The sequence below is a fragment of the Psychrobacillus sp. FSL K6-2365 genome (assembly GCF_038003165.1).
GTDB classification, from domain to species: Bacteria; Bacillota; Bacilli; order Bacillales_A; family Planococcaceae; genus Psychrobacillus; species Psychrobacillus psychrodurans.
Window position 1 is genome coordinate 20,541 of record NZ_JBBOOO010000001.1, and the last position, 16,027, is coordinate 36,567.

12 protein-coding genes, 1 tRNA gene, 3 rRNA genes, 1 other RNA gene and 1 other annotated feature are annotated in these 16,027 nt (G+C 41.8%); of the genes, 15 read left to right on the plus strand and 2 right to left on the minus strand.

Features of this window, described 5'->3' with window-relative positions:
- The first annotated feature begins 50 nt into the window (after positions 1-50).
- The 3 genes from pdxS to serS all read left to right on the plus strand — a co-directional run bounded on the left by pdxS (position 51) and on the right by serS (position 3,111).
- A complete protein-coding gene (gene pdxS / locus MKY29_RS00070) occupies positions 51-944 on the plus strand; it encodes a pyridoxal 5'-phosphate synthase lyase subunit PdxS (protein WP_093496794.1) in 894 nt (297 codons plus the stop codon).
- 1 nt (position 945) lies between these two features.
- Positions 946-1,539, plus strand: coding sequence for a pyridoxal 5'-phosphate synthase glutaminase subunit PdxT (gene pdxT, locus MKY29_RS00075; protein ID WP_340878670.1), 594 nt, complete (start codon positions 946-948; stop codon positions 1,537-1,539).
- A gap of 23 nt (positions 1,540-1,562) precedes the next feature.
- Positions 1,563-1,781: a binding site (T-box leader), on the plus strand.
- Between the two features lie 55 nt (positions 1,782-1,836).
- Positions 1,837-3,111, plus strand: coding sequence for a serine--tRNA ligase (gene serS / locus MKY29_RS00080; RefSeq protein ID WP_093496792.1), 1,275 nt, complete (start codon positions 1,837-1,839; stop codon positions 3,109-3,111).
- A gap of 22 nt (positions 3,112-3,133) precedes the next feature.
- On the opposite strand, the gene tadA is transcribed toward serS, so the two are convergent.
- Positions 3,134-3,607 carry a tRNA adenosine(34) deaminase TadA gene (gene tadA, locus MKY29_RS00085; RefSeq protein ID WP_241600632.1) on the minus strand — a complete coding sequence of 158 codons (474 nt, stop codon included), beginning with the start codon at positions 3,605-3,607 and terminating at the stop codon, positions 3,134-3,136.
- 76 nt (positions 3,608-3,683) lie between these two features.
- On the opposite strand from tadA, the gene MKY29_RS00090 reads away from it, so the two are divergent.
- The 3 genes from MKY29_RS00090 (at position 3,684) to MKY29_RS00100 (ending at position 6,230) form a co-directional block, all read left to right on the plus strand.
- Entirely contained in the window at positions 3,684-4,820 is a 1,137-nt protein-coding gene (locus MKY29_RS00090) for a glycosyl hydrolase family 18 protein (RefSeq protein ID WP_093496791.1), read from the plus strand.
- A 105-nt stretch (positions 4,821-4,925) separates the two neighbouring features.
- Positions 4,926-5,558 carry a deoxynucleoside kinase gene (locus MKY29_RS00095; RefSeq protein ID WP_093496790.1) on the plus strand — a complete coding sequence of 211 codons (633 nt, stop codon included), beginning with the start codon at positions 4,926-4,928 and terminating at the stop codon, positions 5,556-5,558.
- Positions 5,559-5,561: 3 nt separating this feature from the next.
- The gene (locus tag MKY29_RS00100) at positions 5,562-6,230 is read left to right on the plus strand and encodes a deoxynucleoside kinase (RefSeq protein WP_093496789.1); all 669 of its coding nucleotides are present in this window, start codon (positions 5,562-5,564) and stop codon (positions 6,228-6,230) included.
- A gap of 179 nt (positions 6,231-6,409) precedes the next feature.
- Here the strand turns inward: MKY29_RS00100 and MKY29_RS00105 are convergent.
- Positions 6,410-6,502 (minus strand) — tRNA-Ser (locus tag MKY29_RS00105).
- A 224-nt stretch (positions 6,503-6,726) separates the two neighbouring features.
- Between MKY29_RS00105 and ffs the strand changes: the two genes are divergently transcribed.
- The 9 genes from ffs (at position 6,727) to rrf (ending at position 15,757) form a co-directional block, all read left to right on the plus strand.
- Positions 6,727-6,994: signal recognition particle sRNA large type (gene ffs / locus MKY29_RS00110), an RNA gene on the plus strand.
- Between the two features lie 150 nt (positions 6,995-7,144).
- Entirely contained in the window at positions 7,145-8,893 is a 1,749-nt protein-coding gene (gene dnaX / locus MKY29_RS00115) for a DNA polymerase III subunit gamma/tau (RefSeq protein WP_340878674.1), read from the plus strand.
- 14 nt (positions 8,894-8,907) lie between these two features.
- Positions 8,908-9,228 (plus strand): YbaB/EbfC family nucleoid-associated protein, encoded by a 321-nt coding sequence (locus tag MKY29_RS00120; RefSeq protein ID WP_093496787.1) that lies wholly within the window; start codon positions 8,908-8,910, stop codon positions 9,226-9,228.
- A 12-nt stretch (positions 9,229-9,240) separates the two neighbouring features.
- Complete coding sequence (gene recR, locus MKY29_RS00125; protein WP_090571068.1) at positions 9,241-9,837, plus strand: recombination mediator RecR; 597 nt, start codon at positions 9,241-9,243, stop codon at positions 9,835-9,837.
- A 14-nt stretch (positions 9,838-9,851) separates the two neighbouring features.
- Positions 9,852-10,067 (plus strand): YaaL family protein, encoded by a 216-nt coding sequence (locus MKY29_RS00130; protein WP_090571071.1) that lies wholly within the window; start codon positions 9,852-9,854, stop codon positions 10,065-10,067.
- A gap of 59 nt (positions 10,068-10,126) precedes the next feature.
- On the plus strand, positions 10,127-10,384 hold the full coding sequence (locus MKY29_RS00135; RefSeq protein ID WP_090571073.1) for a pro-sigmaK processing inhibitor BofA family protein: 258 nt from the start codon (positions 10,127-10,129) through the stop codon (positions 10,382-10,384).
- 353 nt (positions 10,385-10,737) lie between these two features.
- Positions 10,738-12,292, plus strand: a 16S ribosomal RNA gene (locus tag MKY29_RS00140).
- 235 nt (positions 12,293-12,527) lie between these two features.
- Positions 12,528-15,456, plus strand: a 23S ribosomal RNA gene (locus tag MKY29_RS00145).
- A gap of 185 nt (positions 15,457-15,641) precedes the next feature.
- A 5S ribosomal RNA gene (rrf, locus tag MKY29_RS00150) occupies positions 15,642-15,757 on the plus strand.
- Together the 16S, 23S and 5S rRNA genes form the textbook arrangement of a ribosomal RNA operon.
- Positions 15,758-16,027: the final 270 nt, after the last annotated feature.

Consider the following 16,027-nt stretch of genomic DNA (forward strand, 5'->3'; position numbering starts at 1 on the left):
AGGTCATATTTTATTATACTAAACTTAATAAAGATAATGGAGGGAAAATAATGATACCTACAAGTTTAATCGGGACAGATCGAGTAAAAAGAGGAATGGCTGAAATGCAAAAGGGCGGAGTTATCATGGATGTTATTAATGCAGAGCAAGCAAAAATTGCAGAAGCAGCAGGTGCAGTTGCGGTGATGGCATTAGAACGAGTACCCTCCGATATCCGGGCAGCTGGGGGAGTAGCTCGTATGGCGGACCCACATATTATGGAAGAGGTAATGGGAGCGGTAACAATTCCAGTGATGGCGAAAGCGCGTATCGGTCATATTACTGAAGCACGCATTTTAGAGGCAATGGGTGTAGATTATATTGATGAATCAGAAGTGCTAACTCCCGCAGATGAAGAGTATCACTTACGTAAAAATGAATTTATAGTACCTTTTGTATGTGGTTGTAAAGATCTTGGAGAAGCAGCACGAAGAATTGGAGAAGGAGCTTCGATGCTTCGTACAAAAGGCGAGCCAGGAACAGGGAACATAGTAGAAGCAGTACGTCATTTACGTAAAGTAAATGGACAGGTTCGCAAAATAGTACATATGAGTGAAGATGAATTAATGACAGAAGCAAAAGTTTTAGGTGCACCTTATGATGTTTTATTGCAAATTAAGCATGCCGGCAAATTACCAGTTGTGAACTTTGCAGCAGGCGGGGTAGCAACACCAGCAGATGCAGCTCTAATGATGGAGCTTGGAGCAGATGGTGTGTTTGTAGGATCTGGTATTTTCAAATCAGAAAATCCTGAGAGATTTGCAAAAGCTATTGTGGAAGCTACAACACATTTCCGGGATTATAAATTACTGGTAGAGATTTCAAAGGAATTAGGAATTCCTATGAAAGGAATTGAAATTTCTCGTTTATCTGCAGTTGAACGTATGCAAGATAGAGGTTGGTAATATGGTTAAAATAGGTGTTTTAGCACTCCAGGGAGCAGTTAGCGAGCATATTCGTTCCATTGAAAATAGTGGAGCAGATGCAATAATGGTAAAAAATATAAATGATTTAGCTTTAGTGGATGGTTTAATACTCCCTGGAGGAGAAAGTACAACTATGCGAAAGCTAATTGATCGATTTGAAATGTTAGAACCACTAAGACAATTTGCATTGAATGGTAAACCAATGTTTGGAACTTGTGCAGGCTTAATCCTACTTGCAAAAGAATTAGTTGGATACGATTATTCACATATAGGTGCTCTTGAAGCTACTATTGAACGCAATTTTTACGGTCGACAGGTCGATAGCTTTGAAGTAAGTTTATATATTAAAGGTGTTGCAGCGGATTTTCCAGCGGTATTTATACGAGCACCTCATATCGTAAATGTCGGGGAGAATGTTGAAATACTTGCAACGTATAGAGATAGAATCGTAATGGTAAGACAAGGTTATTTGTTAGGATGCTCTTTTCATCCCGAGTTAACTACTGATCAACGAATAACGGCATATTTTATAGAGATGGTGAAGGAAAGTCTTGCAAATGAGTTGCACGTATAGTAAAGTATGAGTAATTTCATGAATCAAAAACGATGATAGGAAGCAGTAACAAGCACGTTTTTTATAGAGAGTCAGCGGGTGGTGCAAGCTGATATAAACACTTGTGAATCCGTCCTTTGAGTTGTGCGGCTGAATGATTAGTAAGTCGTGCCGGTTGAAAAGCCGTTACAGTACAAGTAAGTGGATTCTGTTTATGACTGGATCAATCAGGGTGGCAACGCGGGTATGCTCTCGTCCCTTTTTCATGGGATGGGGGCTTTTTTGTCGTTTTTAGAAAATTTAAAGGAGGAATTATATATGTTAGATGTAAAATTTGTACGAGATAATTATGAAACAGTAAAAGCAAAACTTGCTAAGCGAGGAGAAGATATTTCAGAGTTTGACCAATTCCAACCTTTAGACCAAAAGCGTCGTGAGTTGATAGCGAAAACGGAAGTATTAAAGGCTGAAAGAAATGAGTTTTCTCAAAAAATCTCTTTGATGAAACGAAATAAAGAAAATGCGGATGATCTTATTGCACGTATGCGTGAAGTAGGCGATGAAATAAAAGCATTAGATGATGAGTTACGAGATGTTGAAGAAAAGTTTGAATATATGATGATGCGTATCCCTAATGTTCCACACGACAGTGTACCAATAGGTGACTCTGAGGATGATAATGTAGAAATACTTAAATGGGGAGAAGTTCCTTCATTTGATTTTGAAACGAAAGCACATTGGGACATTGCGACAGAATTAAAATTAGTAGATTTTGAACGTGCTGCAAAAGTGACAGGAAGTCGTTTTGCATTTTACCGTGGATTAGGGGCTAGATTAGAACGTGGATTGTTAAATTTTATGATGGATTTGCATGCAGAAGAGCATGGTTATGAAGAAATGCTTCCACCATATTTAGCAAACCGTACAAGTTTAACAGGTACGGGGCAACTTCCGAAGTTTGAAGAGGATGCATTTTTAATTGGAGAAGAGGATTACTTCTTAATACCAACAGCGGAAGTACCTGTAACGAATTTTTATAGAGATGAAATATTAGATGGGGCAGAACTTCCGCAGGCATTCACTGCTTATAGCGCTTGCTTCCGTTCAGAAGCAGGATCTGCAGGTCGCGATACACGTGGTTTAATACGTCAGCATCAATTTAACAAAGTAGAGTTAGTTCGCTTTGTGAAGCCAGAAGATTCTTATGAGCAGTTAGAACTTTTAACTGGTCATGCAGAGAAAGTATTACAACTGTTAGGTCTTCCATATCGTAAACTTCATATGTGTACAGCAGATTTAGGATTTACAGCTGCTAAAAAGTATGATTTAGAGGTATGGTTACCAAGCTATGGTGAATATAAAGAAATTTCTTCTTGCAGTAACTTTGAAGACTTCCAGGCTAGACGTTCAGGGATTCGTTTCCGCCGTGAAGCTGGAGGAAAACCAGAGTACGTGCATACATTAAATGGTAGTGGATTAGCACTAGGACGCACAGTGGCAGCTATATTAGAAAATTACCAACAAGCAGATGGAACAGTATTAGTTCCAGAGGTTCTGGTTCCTTATATGGGTGGAAAAACAGTTATAAAATAATTAAAAAGAAGAACCAGATTCGCTATAAACCGCGTTTCTGGTTCTTCTTTTTTTCGCGAAGATTACGAAAAAACTGAGTGAGTATATTGCCACATTCTTCTGCTAAAACACCTTCTGTCACTTCACAGCAGTGATTAAAACGTTCATCATTTAATAGTCGGTAAAGGGAATCTACACAGCCTGCTTTGCCATCTCTTGCCCCGTAGACGACTCGGGGGATACGGGATTGTAAAATAGCTCCTGCACACATAGGGCAAGGTTCTAAAGTAACATATAGAGTAGTTTCTTCTAATCTCCAATTATTTAAAGTTTTACATGCCTCTTGAATAGCAAGTAGTTCCGCATGTGTAGTAGCATTTAAGGTTGTTTCTCTTAAGTTGTAACCGGTTGCGATAACTTTATCATTATGTACTATAACAGCCCCTATTGGAACTTCACCAATGGCGGCAGCTTTCTTAGCTTCTTCTATGGCTAAATTCATATAATGTTCATCCATCTAAATCAACTCCTTTTTGCATAGTGTAGCATGTTTTTTTATCAACTTGCATATTCTATGATGAAGGAGTGATGCATTGATCCATATAGTTAAACAGGGAGATAGTTTATATGCAATCGCCAAAAGGTTCGGAACAACAGTAGAAAGTATAGTTTCTATAAATGAAATTCCTGATCCGGATGTATTAGTAGTAGGGCAGGCCATAGTTCTACCATCTACCCCAAGTCCAAATAGACCTACTATTGAAACGAATTTATATGTTGAATGGTATACAGAAGTACCTTCCGAACGAGTGTTGGAGCAAGTAGAGAAGGTGGCTTCAAATTTAACGTATATGATGCCTTTTTCGTATGAAGTATTGCGAGATGGATCATTAACGGAGATGAATTGGGGAACGTTAAGTGAAATAGCTAAAGAGCAACAAGTAGAAGCAGTTATTGTGATAGCAAATATTGAGGATTATGCGTTTAATAGCTCACTAGCTCATACCATTTTAACGGATGAAGTAGTTAAGAGGAATTTGTTTGAACAAGCGGTGGCAGAGGCAGAAAAAAGAGGAACGAATCATATTCATATTGATTTTGAGTATATGGATGCTAGTGACAGAGAAAACTATGTGAACTTTATAAGGGAATTTAAAGAATTTGCAAAAGGGTATATTATATCCGTAACACTTCCTCCTAAAACAAGTGCTGATCAACCAGGAAGATGGTATGAAGCTTTTGATTATAAGGCGATAGGAGAAGTGGCAGATTTTGTTGTCATTATGACTTATGAATGGGGATATAGTGGGGGTCCTCCGATGGCAGTTTCTCCTATCGGACCTGTCCGCAGAGTATTAGAATATGCAAAAACAGAGATACCGCCAAGTAAAATTTTGATGGGGCAGAATTTGTATGGATATGATTGGACTTTACCATATAAAGTAGGAAACCCGATTGCTAAAGCATTAAGTCCACAACAGGCTATTCAACTAGCAAAAGATAGAAATGCAGCAATTGAGTATGATCAAAATGCACAGGCTCCTTTTTTTCACTATTGGCAGGATGGTATTGAACATGAGGTTTGGTTTGAAGATGCACGATCTATTCAGGCTAAGTTCAAGCTTTTGAAGGAATTGCAGTTACTAGGAATTGCATATTGGCACAGTGGTTTTGATTTTCCTCAAAATTGGTACTTACTTCACGAAATGTTCCAGGTGAAGAAAATATAGAGCAAATTAGCCTTTCCTTGGAAAGGTGGATTTGCTCTATTTTTCATTTTCAGCGTGTGCTAAAATAGAAGGTACGACTTGAAATCTTAGAGTGAGGTTAAACTTATGTCCATTCCATTTATAACTGTAGAAGGTCCAATCGGGGTTGGAAAGACTTCCTTGGCCAAAGCTATTGCGACTAAATATCAATTTGAATTATTAAAAGAAATTGTGGATGAAAATCCTTTTTTAAATAAGTTTTACGAGGATATAGCAGAATGGAGCTTCCAAACAGAGATGTTTTTTCTTTGTAATCGTTATAAACAATTAAGTGATATAGAGAAAAAATATATATCGAAAGAAAATCCAGTTGTTGCAGATTATCATATTTTCAAAAATCTAATTTTCGCGAAACGTACATTGAGTGAAATAGAATATGAAAAATATGAATCGATCTATCAAATTTTGACAAAAGATATGCCCGTTCCTAATATGGTCATATATTTAGATGCAAGTATAGATGTACTTCTCGCTCGAATTGATAAGCGGGGAAGAGATTTCGAAAAAAAAATCAGCTCTGAATATTTGGAGCAGCTCTCAGTCGATTATCGTATGTTTATCGATAACTTCGAGAAAAAGCATCCAGAAGTACCCATTCTTCGATTTAATGGTGATGAAATAGATTTTGTTCAAAATGGACAGGACTTACAAATAATCTTAGAAAAAGTAGATGTAACATTACATAAAGGGAGTTATTAAATAATGAGTTTAAGAGAGAAGTATGGCATTCCTGCTAGTGCAGTTATTACGATTGCAGGAACTGTAGGCGTAGGGAAATCAACTATGACTAAAGCATTAGCAGAAGCTTTAAATTTTAAAACGTCTTTTGAAAAAGTAGATACAAACCCTTATTTAGATCGTTTCTACGAGGATTTTTCTAAATGGAGCTTCCACTTACAAATTTACTTCCTAGCGGAGCGCTTTAAAGAACAAAAAAGAATGTTTGAGTATGGTGGAGGATTTATACAAGACCGTTCTATCTACGAGGATACTGGAATTTTTGCACAAATGCATAAAGAGAAAGGCACGATGGATCCCGTAGATCATGAGACGTATACGAGTTTGTTTGAAGCAATGGTAATGACACCATATTTCCCACATCCAAACTTACTTATTTATTTAGAGGGATCAATGGATGACATTATTGATCGAATTCATGATAGAGGTCGCCCAATGGAGCAACAAACACCTATATCTTATTGGGAAGAAATGCATGGACGTTATGAAAAATGGATTGATGCATTTAATGGTTGCCCAGTCCTTCGTTTAAATATTAATGATTATGATATTATAGCAAACCCAGATGATGTCGAAGCGATTTTAGAACGTATTGGACATTTCATGGAACAAACAGCTATTATTCGTAAATAAGTAAAATCCTCCTGTATGTTATTCAGGAGGATTTTTATGTAAGGAGTATTCCGTGAAAATAAAAAAAGAAGGTAGCGGAATTCGTTACCTTCTTAATATTCTGAACACGATAGTGTAAGAAAAATTCGTTACCAATGCAACGAATTCAATCTCAAATTTATGCGTGTGTGTATATAAAATGGAGGAGGAAGAGGGATTCGAACCCCCGCGCGGTATGACCCGCCTGTCGGTTTTCAAGACCGATCCCTTCAGCCAGACTTGGGTATTCCTCCGAAGTACAAGAACTAATTTATCACGGATAAAAATGAAAGTCAACATATTTATAATAATTTTCAATTATATAACTTTTTATGTGATGGTATTACAAACTCTCTTGATAAAGAGAGCGAAAACTTAAAACTTTACCTTGCAAGTTTCTATAATTTAGTAACTCAGATAAAATTTAAATGCGCGTTATCATTGATTTTTGTCTATAAAAAAAGTATACTTATAAATGCCGTGCTAGGTGGGAAGGTAGCGGTGTCTTGTAACTCGCAATCCGCTCTAGCGAGACTGAACTCCTTCTCTGAGGTTGAATACATGTAGGGTCTGGTATTTGCACGTGATGTTGACGTTTGGGTCCTGCGCAATGGGTACCCATGAACCATGTCAGGTCCGGAAGGAAGCAGCATTAAGTGGTGTTTACTCATGTGCCGCGGGGTCGCCTAAACCGAGTTAACGACAAAGGTGCCGCTTATGTGTTTCAATCGAAGGAGGGTGCACGGTATTAATTTTTAATTTCAACTCATTTGTCTAATAGACAGGTGAGTTTTTTATTTGGAAAAAATATTTACTATACATAAATAAGCGAAGTCTATTTTGCTTTATGATATAATAGGAATCATAACAGACAGAAATCAGAAGGAGGGAAATTTGTGTCGTATCAAGCTTTTTACCGTGCTTATCGTCCACAATCGTTTGCGGAAATGTCCGGGCAAACTCATATCAAGCAAACCCTTCAAAATGCCCTCCTTTATAACAAAACAACACACGCGTATTTATTTTCAGGGCCACGTGGAACAGGTAAAACAAGTGCAGCAAAAATCTTTGCGAAGGCTTTGAACTGTGAAAATGGACCAGCAAAAGAACCTTGCAATACATGTGAAACTTGTAAAAGTGTAACTGAAGGCTCAAATACTGATGTGATTGAATTTGATGCAGCTTCTAACTCTCGTGTAGAAGAAATGCGTGATATTATTGAAAAAGTCCGATTTGCACCTTCTAATGCTAAATATAAAGTGTATATTATTGATGAAGTGCATATGCTATCAACGAGTGCATTCAACGCGTTATTGAAAACATTAGAAGAACCGCCTGCACATGCAGTGTTCATATTGGCAACAACGGAGCCACATAAAATTCCACTTACTATTATCTCTAGGTGCCAGCGTTTTGATTTTAAACGAATAACATCTTCTGATATCGTTTCTCGTATGGAAGAAGTTTTAACAGATGCTAAAATTGAATACGATGAAAACGTACTAAAAATTATTGCACAAGCTGCTGCGGGTGGTATGCGTGATGCACTTAGTATGCTAGATCAAGTTGTGTCGTTTAGTGAAGATAAAATGACGATTGAAGATGCATTACTTGTAACTGGTTCGATTGGACAGGATGTCTTTTTTCAATTAGCAGATGCTTTGATAGAGAAAGATATAGCAAGAGCGCTAGCGTGCATAGAAAAGTTAATAGAAGATGGCAAGGATCCAGTTCGGTTAACGGAGGACTTTATTACATTCTATAGGGACTTACTAGTTTTACTTGTTGCTCCAGAACAAACTGATTTGTTGGAAATAGCGACGGGGGATTCTACGTTTTTAGAACTTGCTTCTAAGTTTCAAGTAGATACCTTATATAGAGGGATCTCCATCTTGACGAATACACAACAAGAAATGCGTTTTTCTAATCATGCAAAAGTGTATCTAGAAACGGCGATAATCCGATTGGCACATGTGCCAATAGAAGGAACATTATCAAATGAGAGTAACTCGGAGTTAGAAACAAAGGTAAGAGTACTAGAATCTCAACTACAACAGTTGCAACAACAATTAAATCAAGGAATGATACCGCAGGCAAACACTGGAACACAAGATCAACCGAAACGTCAACGACAAAAATCATCTGGTGGCGTTAAAGTGTCAAGTGGTCGAATACAAGAAATCCTAAAAACAGCCACGAAAACTGATATCCTAACGATTAAATCTCAGTGGGCAAATATTTTACAACAATTACAGAAATCACATGCGGCATTATTAAATGATGCTGAGCCAGTAGCAGCATCTTCTAATGCATTTGTGTTAAAATTCAAGTATGATATACATTGCCAAATGGCTATGGAGAATAAAACATTTTCCACTTCATTTCCCCAGTTAATTGCTAACCTAACAGGGACGATGTATGAAGTTTTATACGTACCAGAGGAAAATTGGTTGAAGATCCGAGAAGAGTTCATTCGGCAAAATGGTTTGAAACAAGGTAATACGGATACTGAGGAAGAAAATCCGTCAGAACCAACAGAATCGATGGAACTATTACAAACGATTGAAAAGGTATCAGAGGATCCGTTGGTAGTGGAAGCTGAGAAATTGTTTGGAAAAGAATTTGTAGAAGTACAAGATGACTGAGGAGGAAAATAATTATGCGTGGAATGGGAAATATGCAAGGTATGATGAAACAAATGCAAAAAATGCAAAAGAAGATGGCTGAGGCTCAAGAAGAGTTAGCTACTCAACGATTTGAAGCAGTAGCTGGCGGTGGCATGGTGAAAGTTGTAGTTTCTGGCCAAAAAGAAGTGCTTGAAGTGGAACTAGATCCAGCTGTTATAGATCCAGATGATATTGAAATGCTTCAAGATTTAATCGTTATTGCTACAAACGAAGCTATAAAAAAAGCAGAAGATACAGCGAACTCCACAATGGGTCAATTCACGAAGGGATTGAACCTTCCTGGCATGTTCTAGGGGGAATATTAGATGCATTATCCTGAACCGATATCAAAACTAATAGATAGTTTTATGAAATTGCCGGGAATAGGGCCGAAAACAGCGGCCCGTCTGGCTTTTTTTGTCTTAACCATGAAAGAAGATACTGTTTTAGACTTTGCGAAGGCTTTAGTAGACGCCAAACGTAATTTAAGTTTTTGTTCTGTGTGCGGGCATATAACAGATATTGATCCTTGCCATATATGTCAGGATCAACAAAGAGATGCCTCTTTAATCTGCGTGGTTCAAGACACAAAAGATGTAATTGCCTTGGAAAAGATGAGAGATTACAATGGACGGTACCACGTACTTCACGGTGCAATTTCCCCAATGGATGGAATTGGTCCGGAAGATATTAATGTACCTTCGCTTTTAAAAAGATTACAAGATACAGAAATAGAAGAACTAATACTAGCTACTAATCCTACAATAGAAGGAGAAGCAACGGCGATGTATATTTCACGCCTTGTAAAACCGTCTGGTATTAAAACAACTAGAATTGCTCATGGATTACCTGTAGGCGGAGACCTAGAGTATGCAGATGAAGTAACACTGTCTAAAGCGCTAGAAGGTCGCCGAGAGTTATAGGGGGATAGGTTAGTGTGATGTTTTCTAAAAAAGGGAAATTAAAAAAAGAATTCGATGATCAATTTGTAAAACTCATGATAGAAACAAAAGAAAATTGGCAACAAGCTCAATTAATAGAAGATTATTTAAACGACTATGATTTAGAAGCAGTTGCTAAAAGGAAAATAGCAGAAAGTATCCACTTCTATTTATATAAAGAAGCAAGGATTCGAAATGTCGTTCTAAAATAGCATAATAGATGTCCTAGCCACATATAATGATAGATATGATTTTACGGAGGGAATAACTCATGAAGTTTATTATCATTATATGTTCGCTAGTGCTTTTATCTTTTTTATTATTTCGAAATTCATTTCCTAAGTTTTTTGAGGGTGTATCTATTTTGTTATTTCGTTTAGGTTTTTCTGTACTTTTATTATACGGAGTGCATTTATTACTTGGTTCAATGGGTTATGCGATCCCTGTAAATCTGTTCACAGGTGCCGTCGCAGCAGCATTAGGCATACCTGGAGTAATCTCCATTGTGGCAATTTCTATATTAGTATAAAAAAGTTTTTAAAATGTGTTGACTTTATAATATAAAGAGAGTAATATTGTAGAAGTCGCCAAGAGGTAAAGCATTCTGGTAGACAACATGAACATTGAAAACTGAACATGCAAAACGTTAAGACATACAGCTTATCAGCTAACTTTGTTAGTATGATAGCAAAACAATTTTGACATCATTTAATGATGATGCCAGCAAAACAAAATGAGCTTTTAAACTAGTTCTATTTGTTGGGTTTCGAGATGCAAGTAGTTCAAGGAAACAAGTGAGTGAAAGAGGGAGCGTACTTACGTACGTGATCGACTGAACGAACGAAGTTGACGAAGAAATGCGCCGCATATCGGAAGCCAACTATTATGGAGAGTTTGATCCTGGCTCAGGACGAACGCTGGCGGCATGCCTAATACATGCAAGTCGAGCGAATGACGAAGAAGCTTGCTTCTTCTGATTTAGCGGCGGACGGGTGAGTAACACGTGGGCAACCTGCCCTGTAGATTGGGATAACTCCGGGAAACCGGGGCTAATACCGAATAATCCATTTCCTCACATGGGGAGATGTTAAAAGACGGCATCTCGCTGTCACTACAGGATGGGCCCGCGGCGCATTAGCTAGTTGGTGAGGTAACGGCTCACCAAGGCGACGATGCGTAGCCGACCTGAGAGGGTGATCGGCCACACTGGGACTGAGACACGGCCCAGACTCCTACGGGAGGCAGCAGTAGGGAATCTTCCACAATGGACGAAAGTCTGATGGAGCAATGCCGCGTGAGTGAAGAAGGTTTTCGGATCGTAAAACTCTGTTGTGAGGGAAGAACAAGTACGAGAGTAACTGCTCGTACCTTGACGGTACCTCATTAGAAAGCCACGGCTAACTACGTGCCAGCAGCCGCGGTAATACGTAGGTGGCAAGCGTTGTCCGGAATTATTGGGCGTAAAGCGCGCGCAGGCGGTCCTTTAAGTCTGATGTGAAATCCCACGGCTCAACCGTGGAAGGTCATTGGAAACTGGGGGACTTGAGTACAGAAGAGGAAAGCGGAATTCCAAGTGTAGCGGTGAAATGCGTAGAGATTTGGAGGAACACCAGTGGCGAAGGCGGCTTTCTGGTCTGTAACTGACGCTGAGGCGCGAAAGCGTGGGGAGCAAACAGGATTAGATACCCTGGTAGTCCACGCCGTAAACGATGAGTGCTAAGTGTTAGGGGGTTTCCGCCCCTTAGTGCTGCAGCTAACGCATTAAGCACTCCGCCTGGGGAGTACGGTCGCAAGACTGAAACTCAAAGGAATTGACGGGGGCCCGCACAAGCGGTGGAGCATGTGGTTTAATTCGAAGCAACGCGAAGAACCTTACCAGGTCTTGACATCCCGCTGACCGGCCTAGAGATAGGCTTTTCCCTTCGGGGACAGCGGTGACAGGTGGTGCATGGTTGTCGTCAGCTCGTGTCGTGAGATGTTGGGTTAAGTCCCGCAACGAGCGCAACCCTTGATCTTAGTTGCCAGCATTCAGTTGGGCACTCTAAGGTGACTGCCGGTGATAAACCGGAGGAAGGTGGGGATGACGTCAAATCATCATGCCCCTTATGACCTGGGCTACACACGTGCTACAATGGACGGTACAGAGGGTCGCAACCCCGCGAGGGTGAGCAAATCCCATAAAACCGTTCTCAGTTCGGATTGTAGGCTGCAACTCGCCTACATGAAGCCGGAATCGCTAGTAATCGTGGATCAGCATGCCACGGTGAATACGTTCCCGGGCCTTGTACACACCGCCCGTCACACCACGAGAGTTTGTAACACCCGAAGTCGGTGGGGTAACCCTTACGGGAGCCAGCCGCCGAAGGTGGGACAGATGATTGGGGTGAAGTCGTAACAAGGTAGCCGTATCGGAAGGTGCGGCTGGATCACCTCCTTTCTAAGGATAATATCGGAATACGAATCTTTATTCGTATCTTAACGTTTTGCAGTTCAGTTTTGAATGTTCATTTTTATATGAAGATTCATCTCTTGCTCCTGCGATTAATCGTCGCAAAGTGAGCAAACCTTTGTTCTTTGAAAACTGGATAAAACGACATTGAAACAATAAACAACAAGAAATTCAAGTTGTGATTATTTACGTAATCACAACGTGTAAGACTTTTTAACTTTTAGGTTAAGTTAATAAGGGCGCACGGTGAATGCCTTGGCACTAGGAGTCGACGAAGGACGGCACTAACACCGATATGCTTCGGGGAGCTGTAAGTGAGCTTTGATCCGGAGATTTCCGAATGGGGAAACCCACTGTTCGTAATGGAGCAGTACATTTGCGTGAATACATAGCGCATCTGAGACACACCCAGGGAACTGAAACATCTAAGTACCTGGAGGAAGAGAAAGAAAAATCGATTCCCTGAGTAGCGGCGAGCGAAACGGGAATAGCCCAAACCAAGAGGCTTGCCTCTTGGGGTTGTAGGACACTCTACATAGAGTTACAAAGGAATGAGTTAGACGAAGCGATCTGGAAAGGTCCGCAGGATAGGGTAAAAGCCCCGTAGTCCAAAATTCATTCTCTCTTGAGTGTATCCTGAGTACGGCGGAACACGTGAAATTCCGTCGGAATCCGGGAGGACCATCTCCCAAGGCTAAATACTACCTAGTGACCGATAGTGAACCAGTACCGTGAGGGAAAGGTGAAAAGCACCCCGGAAGGGGAGTGAAATAGATCCTGAAACCGTGTGCCTACAAGTAGTTAGAGCCCGTTAATGGGTGATAGCGTGCCTTTTGTAGAATGAACCGGCGAGTTACGATTACATGCAAGGTTAAGTTGAGAAGACGGAGCCGCAGCGAAAGCGAGTCTGAATAGGGCGAATGAGTATGTGGTCGTAGACCCGAAACCAGGTGATCTACCCATGTCCAGGATGAAGGTAAGGTAACACTTACTGGAGGTCCGAACCCACGCACGTTGAAAAGTGCGGGGATGAGGTGTGGGTAGCGGAGAAATTCCAATCGAACCTGGAGATAGCTGGTTCTCTCCGAAATAGCTTTAGGGCTAGCCTCAAACGTTAGAATCTTGGAGGTAGAGCACTGTTTGGACTAGGGGCCCATCCCGGGTTACCGAATTCAGACAAACTCCGAATGCCAATGATTTATGTTTGGGAGTCAGACTGCGAGTGATAAGATCCGTAGTCAAGAGGGAAACAGCCCAGACCACCAGCTAAGGTCCCAAAGTATTTGTTAAGTGGAAAAGGATGTGGCGTTGCTTAGACAACCAGGATGTTGGCTTAGAAGCAGCCATCATTTAAAGAGTGCGTAATAGCTCACTGGTCGAGTGACGCTGCGCCGAAAATGTATCGGGGCTAAACAAATCACCGAAGCTGTGGATTGATACCTTTGGTATCAGTGGTAGGAGAGCGTTCTAAGGGCGTTGAAGTCAGACCGGAAGGACTGGTGGAGCGCTTAGAAGTGAGAATGCCGGTATGAGTAGCGAAAGACGGGTGAGAATCCCGTCCACCGTATGACTAAGGTTTCCTGAGGAAGGCTCGTCCGCTCAGGGTTAGTCGGGACCTAAGCCGAGGCCGATAGGCGTAGGCGATGGATAACAGGTTGATATTCCTGTACCACCAAACCACCGTTTGAGTAATGGGGGGACGCAGAAGGATAGGGTAAGCATGCTGTTGGTTATGCATGTCCAAGCAGTAAGGTGTGAATGTAGGCAAATCCGCATTCTGTAACATTGAGCTGTGATGGCGAGGACGTATGTCCGGAGTTCCTGATTTCACACTGCCAAGAAAAGCCTCTAGCGAGGTGATAGGTGCCCGTACCGCAAACCGACACAGGTAGTCGAGGAGAGAATCCTAAGGTGAGCGAGAGAACTCTCGTTAAGGAACTCGGCAAAATGACCCCGTAACTTCGGGAGAAGGGGTGCTCTTTTGGGTGCATAGCCTAGAAGAGCCGCAGTGAATAGGCCCAGGCGACTGTTTAGCAAAAACACAGGTCTCTGCAAAACCGTAAGGTGAAGTATAGGGGCTGACGCCTGCCCGGTGCTGGAAGGTTAAGAGGAGTGCTTAGCGCAAGCGAAGGTGCGAATTGAAGCCCCAGTAAACGGCGGCCGTAACTATAACGGTCCTAAGGTAGCGAAATTCCTTGTCGGGTAAGTTCCGACCCGCACGAAAGGCGTAACGATCTGGGCACTGTCTCAACGAGAGACTCGGTGAAATTATAGTACCTGTGAAGATGCAGGTTACCCGCGACAGGACGGAAAGACCCCGTGGAGCTTTACTATAGCTTGATATTGAATTTTGGTGCAACTTGTACAGGATAGGCAGGAGCCTTAGAGCCCGGAGCGCCAGCTTCGGAGGAGGCGTCGGTGGGATACTGCCCTGGTTGTATTGAAATTCTAACCCATACCCGTAACCCGGGTAGGAGACAGTGTCAGGCGGGTAGTTTGACTGGGGCGGTCGCCTCCTAAAGTGTAACGGAGGCGCCCAAAGGTTCCCTCAGAATGGTTGGAAATCATTCGAAGAGTGTAAAGGCAGAAGGGAGCTTGACTGCGAGACCTACAAGTCGAGCAGGGTCGAAAGACGGGCTTAGTGATCCGGTGGTTCCGCATGGAAGGGCCATCGCTCAACGGATAAAAGCTACCCCGGGGATAACAGGCTTATCTCCCCCAAGAGTCCACATCGACGGGGAGGTTTGGCACCTCGATGTCGGCTCATCGCATCCTGGGGCTGTAGTCGGTCCCAAGGGTTGGGCTGTTCGCCCATTAAAGCGGTACGCGAGCTGGGTTCAGAACGTCGTGAGACAGTTCGGTCCCTATCCGTCGTGGGCGTAGGAAATTTGAGAGGAGCTGTCCTTAGTACGAGAGGACCGGGATGGACACACCGCTGGTGTACCAGTTGTTCTGCCAAGAGCATCGCTGGGTAGCTATGTGTGGACGGGATAAGTGCTGAAAGCATCTAAGCACGAAGCCCCCCTCAAGATGAGATTTCCCATTACGCAAGTAAGTAAGATCCCTCAAAGACGATGAGGTAGATAGGTTCGGGGTGGAAGCGTGGCGACACGTGCAGCTGACGAATACTAATCGATCGAGGACTTAACCAAATTTGTTTAACGTAACAATGTCGTTTATCCAGTTTTGAGTGAACAAACACTCTATATATGAGGGTTTCAAGACACGAGTAATTCGAGGAAACAATTGAGAGAGGAAAGGAACATACTAACGTATGTGACTGACCGAACAAATGAAGTTGACGAAGAAGTACGATGTGTATTGAAAGCCGAATCAGTCTAGTGATGATGGCGAAGAGGTCACACCCGTTCCCATACCGAACACGGAAGTTAAGCTCTTCAGCGCCGATGGTAGTTGGGGGTCTCCCCCTGTGAGAGTAGGACGTCGCTGGGCACCAAAGAAAAAGTCGTTACCGAGAAATTGGTAGCGGCTTTTTTTGTATAAATAAATAAGCCGTAGGCAGTCTTTCTCTATAAAGAAGCATGCGAGAAAGTAGAGGGGCAAAGAGTTCAAGGAAGCAAACGAGAGAGACTCGGAGCGTATAACATACGCGAGAATTGAACGAGAGCGGCTGACGAAGAAATCTGCTGACCATCTGCTTTCGCAGCCCCGGACACGGAAGTAAAGCTCTTGCGCCGATGGTAGTTGGGGGTCTCCCCCTGT

Bases quoted from the DNA above. Each gene is read 5' to 3' on its own strand.
- pdxS (WP_093496794.1), top strand. From the start codon at position 51: ATGATACCTACAAGTTTAATCGGGACAGATCGAGTAAAAAGAGGAATG.
- pdxT (WP_340878670.1), top strand. From the start codon at position 946: ATGGTTAAAATAGGTGTTTTAGCACTCCAGGGAGCAGTTAGCGAGCAT.
- serS (WP_093496792.1), top strand. From the start codon at position 1,837: ATGTTAGATGTAAAATTTGTACGAGATAATTATGAAACAGTAAAAGCA.
- tadA (WP_241600632.1), bottom strand. From the start codon at position 3,607: ATGGATGAACATTATATGAATTTAGCCATAGAAGAAGCTAAGAAAGCT.
- MKY29_RS00095 (WP_093496790.1), top strand. From the start codon at position 4,926: ATGTCCATTCCATTTATAACTGTAGAAGGTCCAATCGGGGTTGGAAAG.
- MKY29_RS00100 (WP_093496789.1), top strand. From the start codon at position 5,562: ATGAGTTTAAGAGAGAAGTATGGCATTCCTGCTAGTGCAGTTATTACG.
- MKY29_RS00120 (WP_093496787.1), top strand. From the start codon at position 8,908: ATGCGTGGAATGGGAAATATGCAAGGTATGATGAAACAAATGCAAAAA.
- recR (WP_090571068.1), top strand. From the start codon at position 9,241: ATGCATTATCCTGAACCGATATCAAAACTAATAGATAGTTTTATGAAA.
- MKY29_RS00135 (WP_090571073.1), top strand. From the start codon at position 10,127: ATGAAGTTTATTATCATTATATGTTCGCTAGTGCTTTTATCTTTTTTA.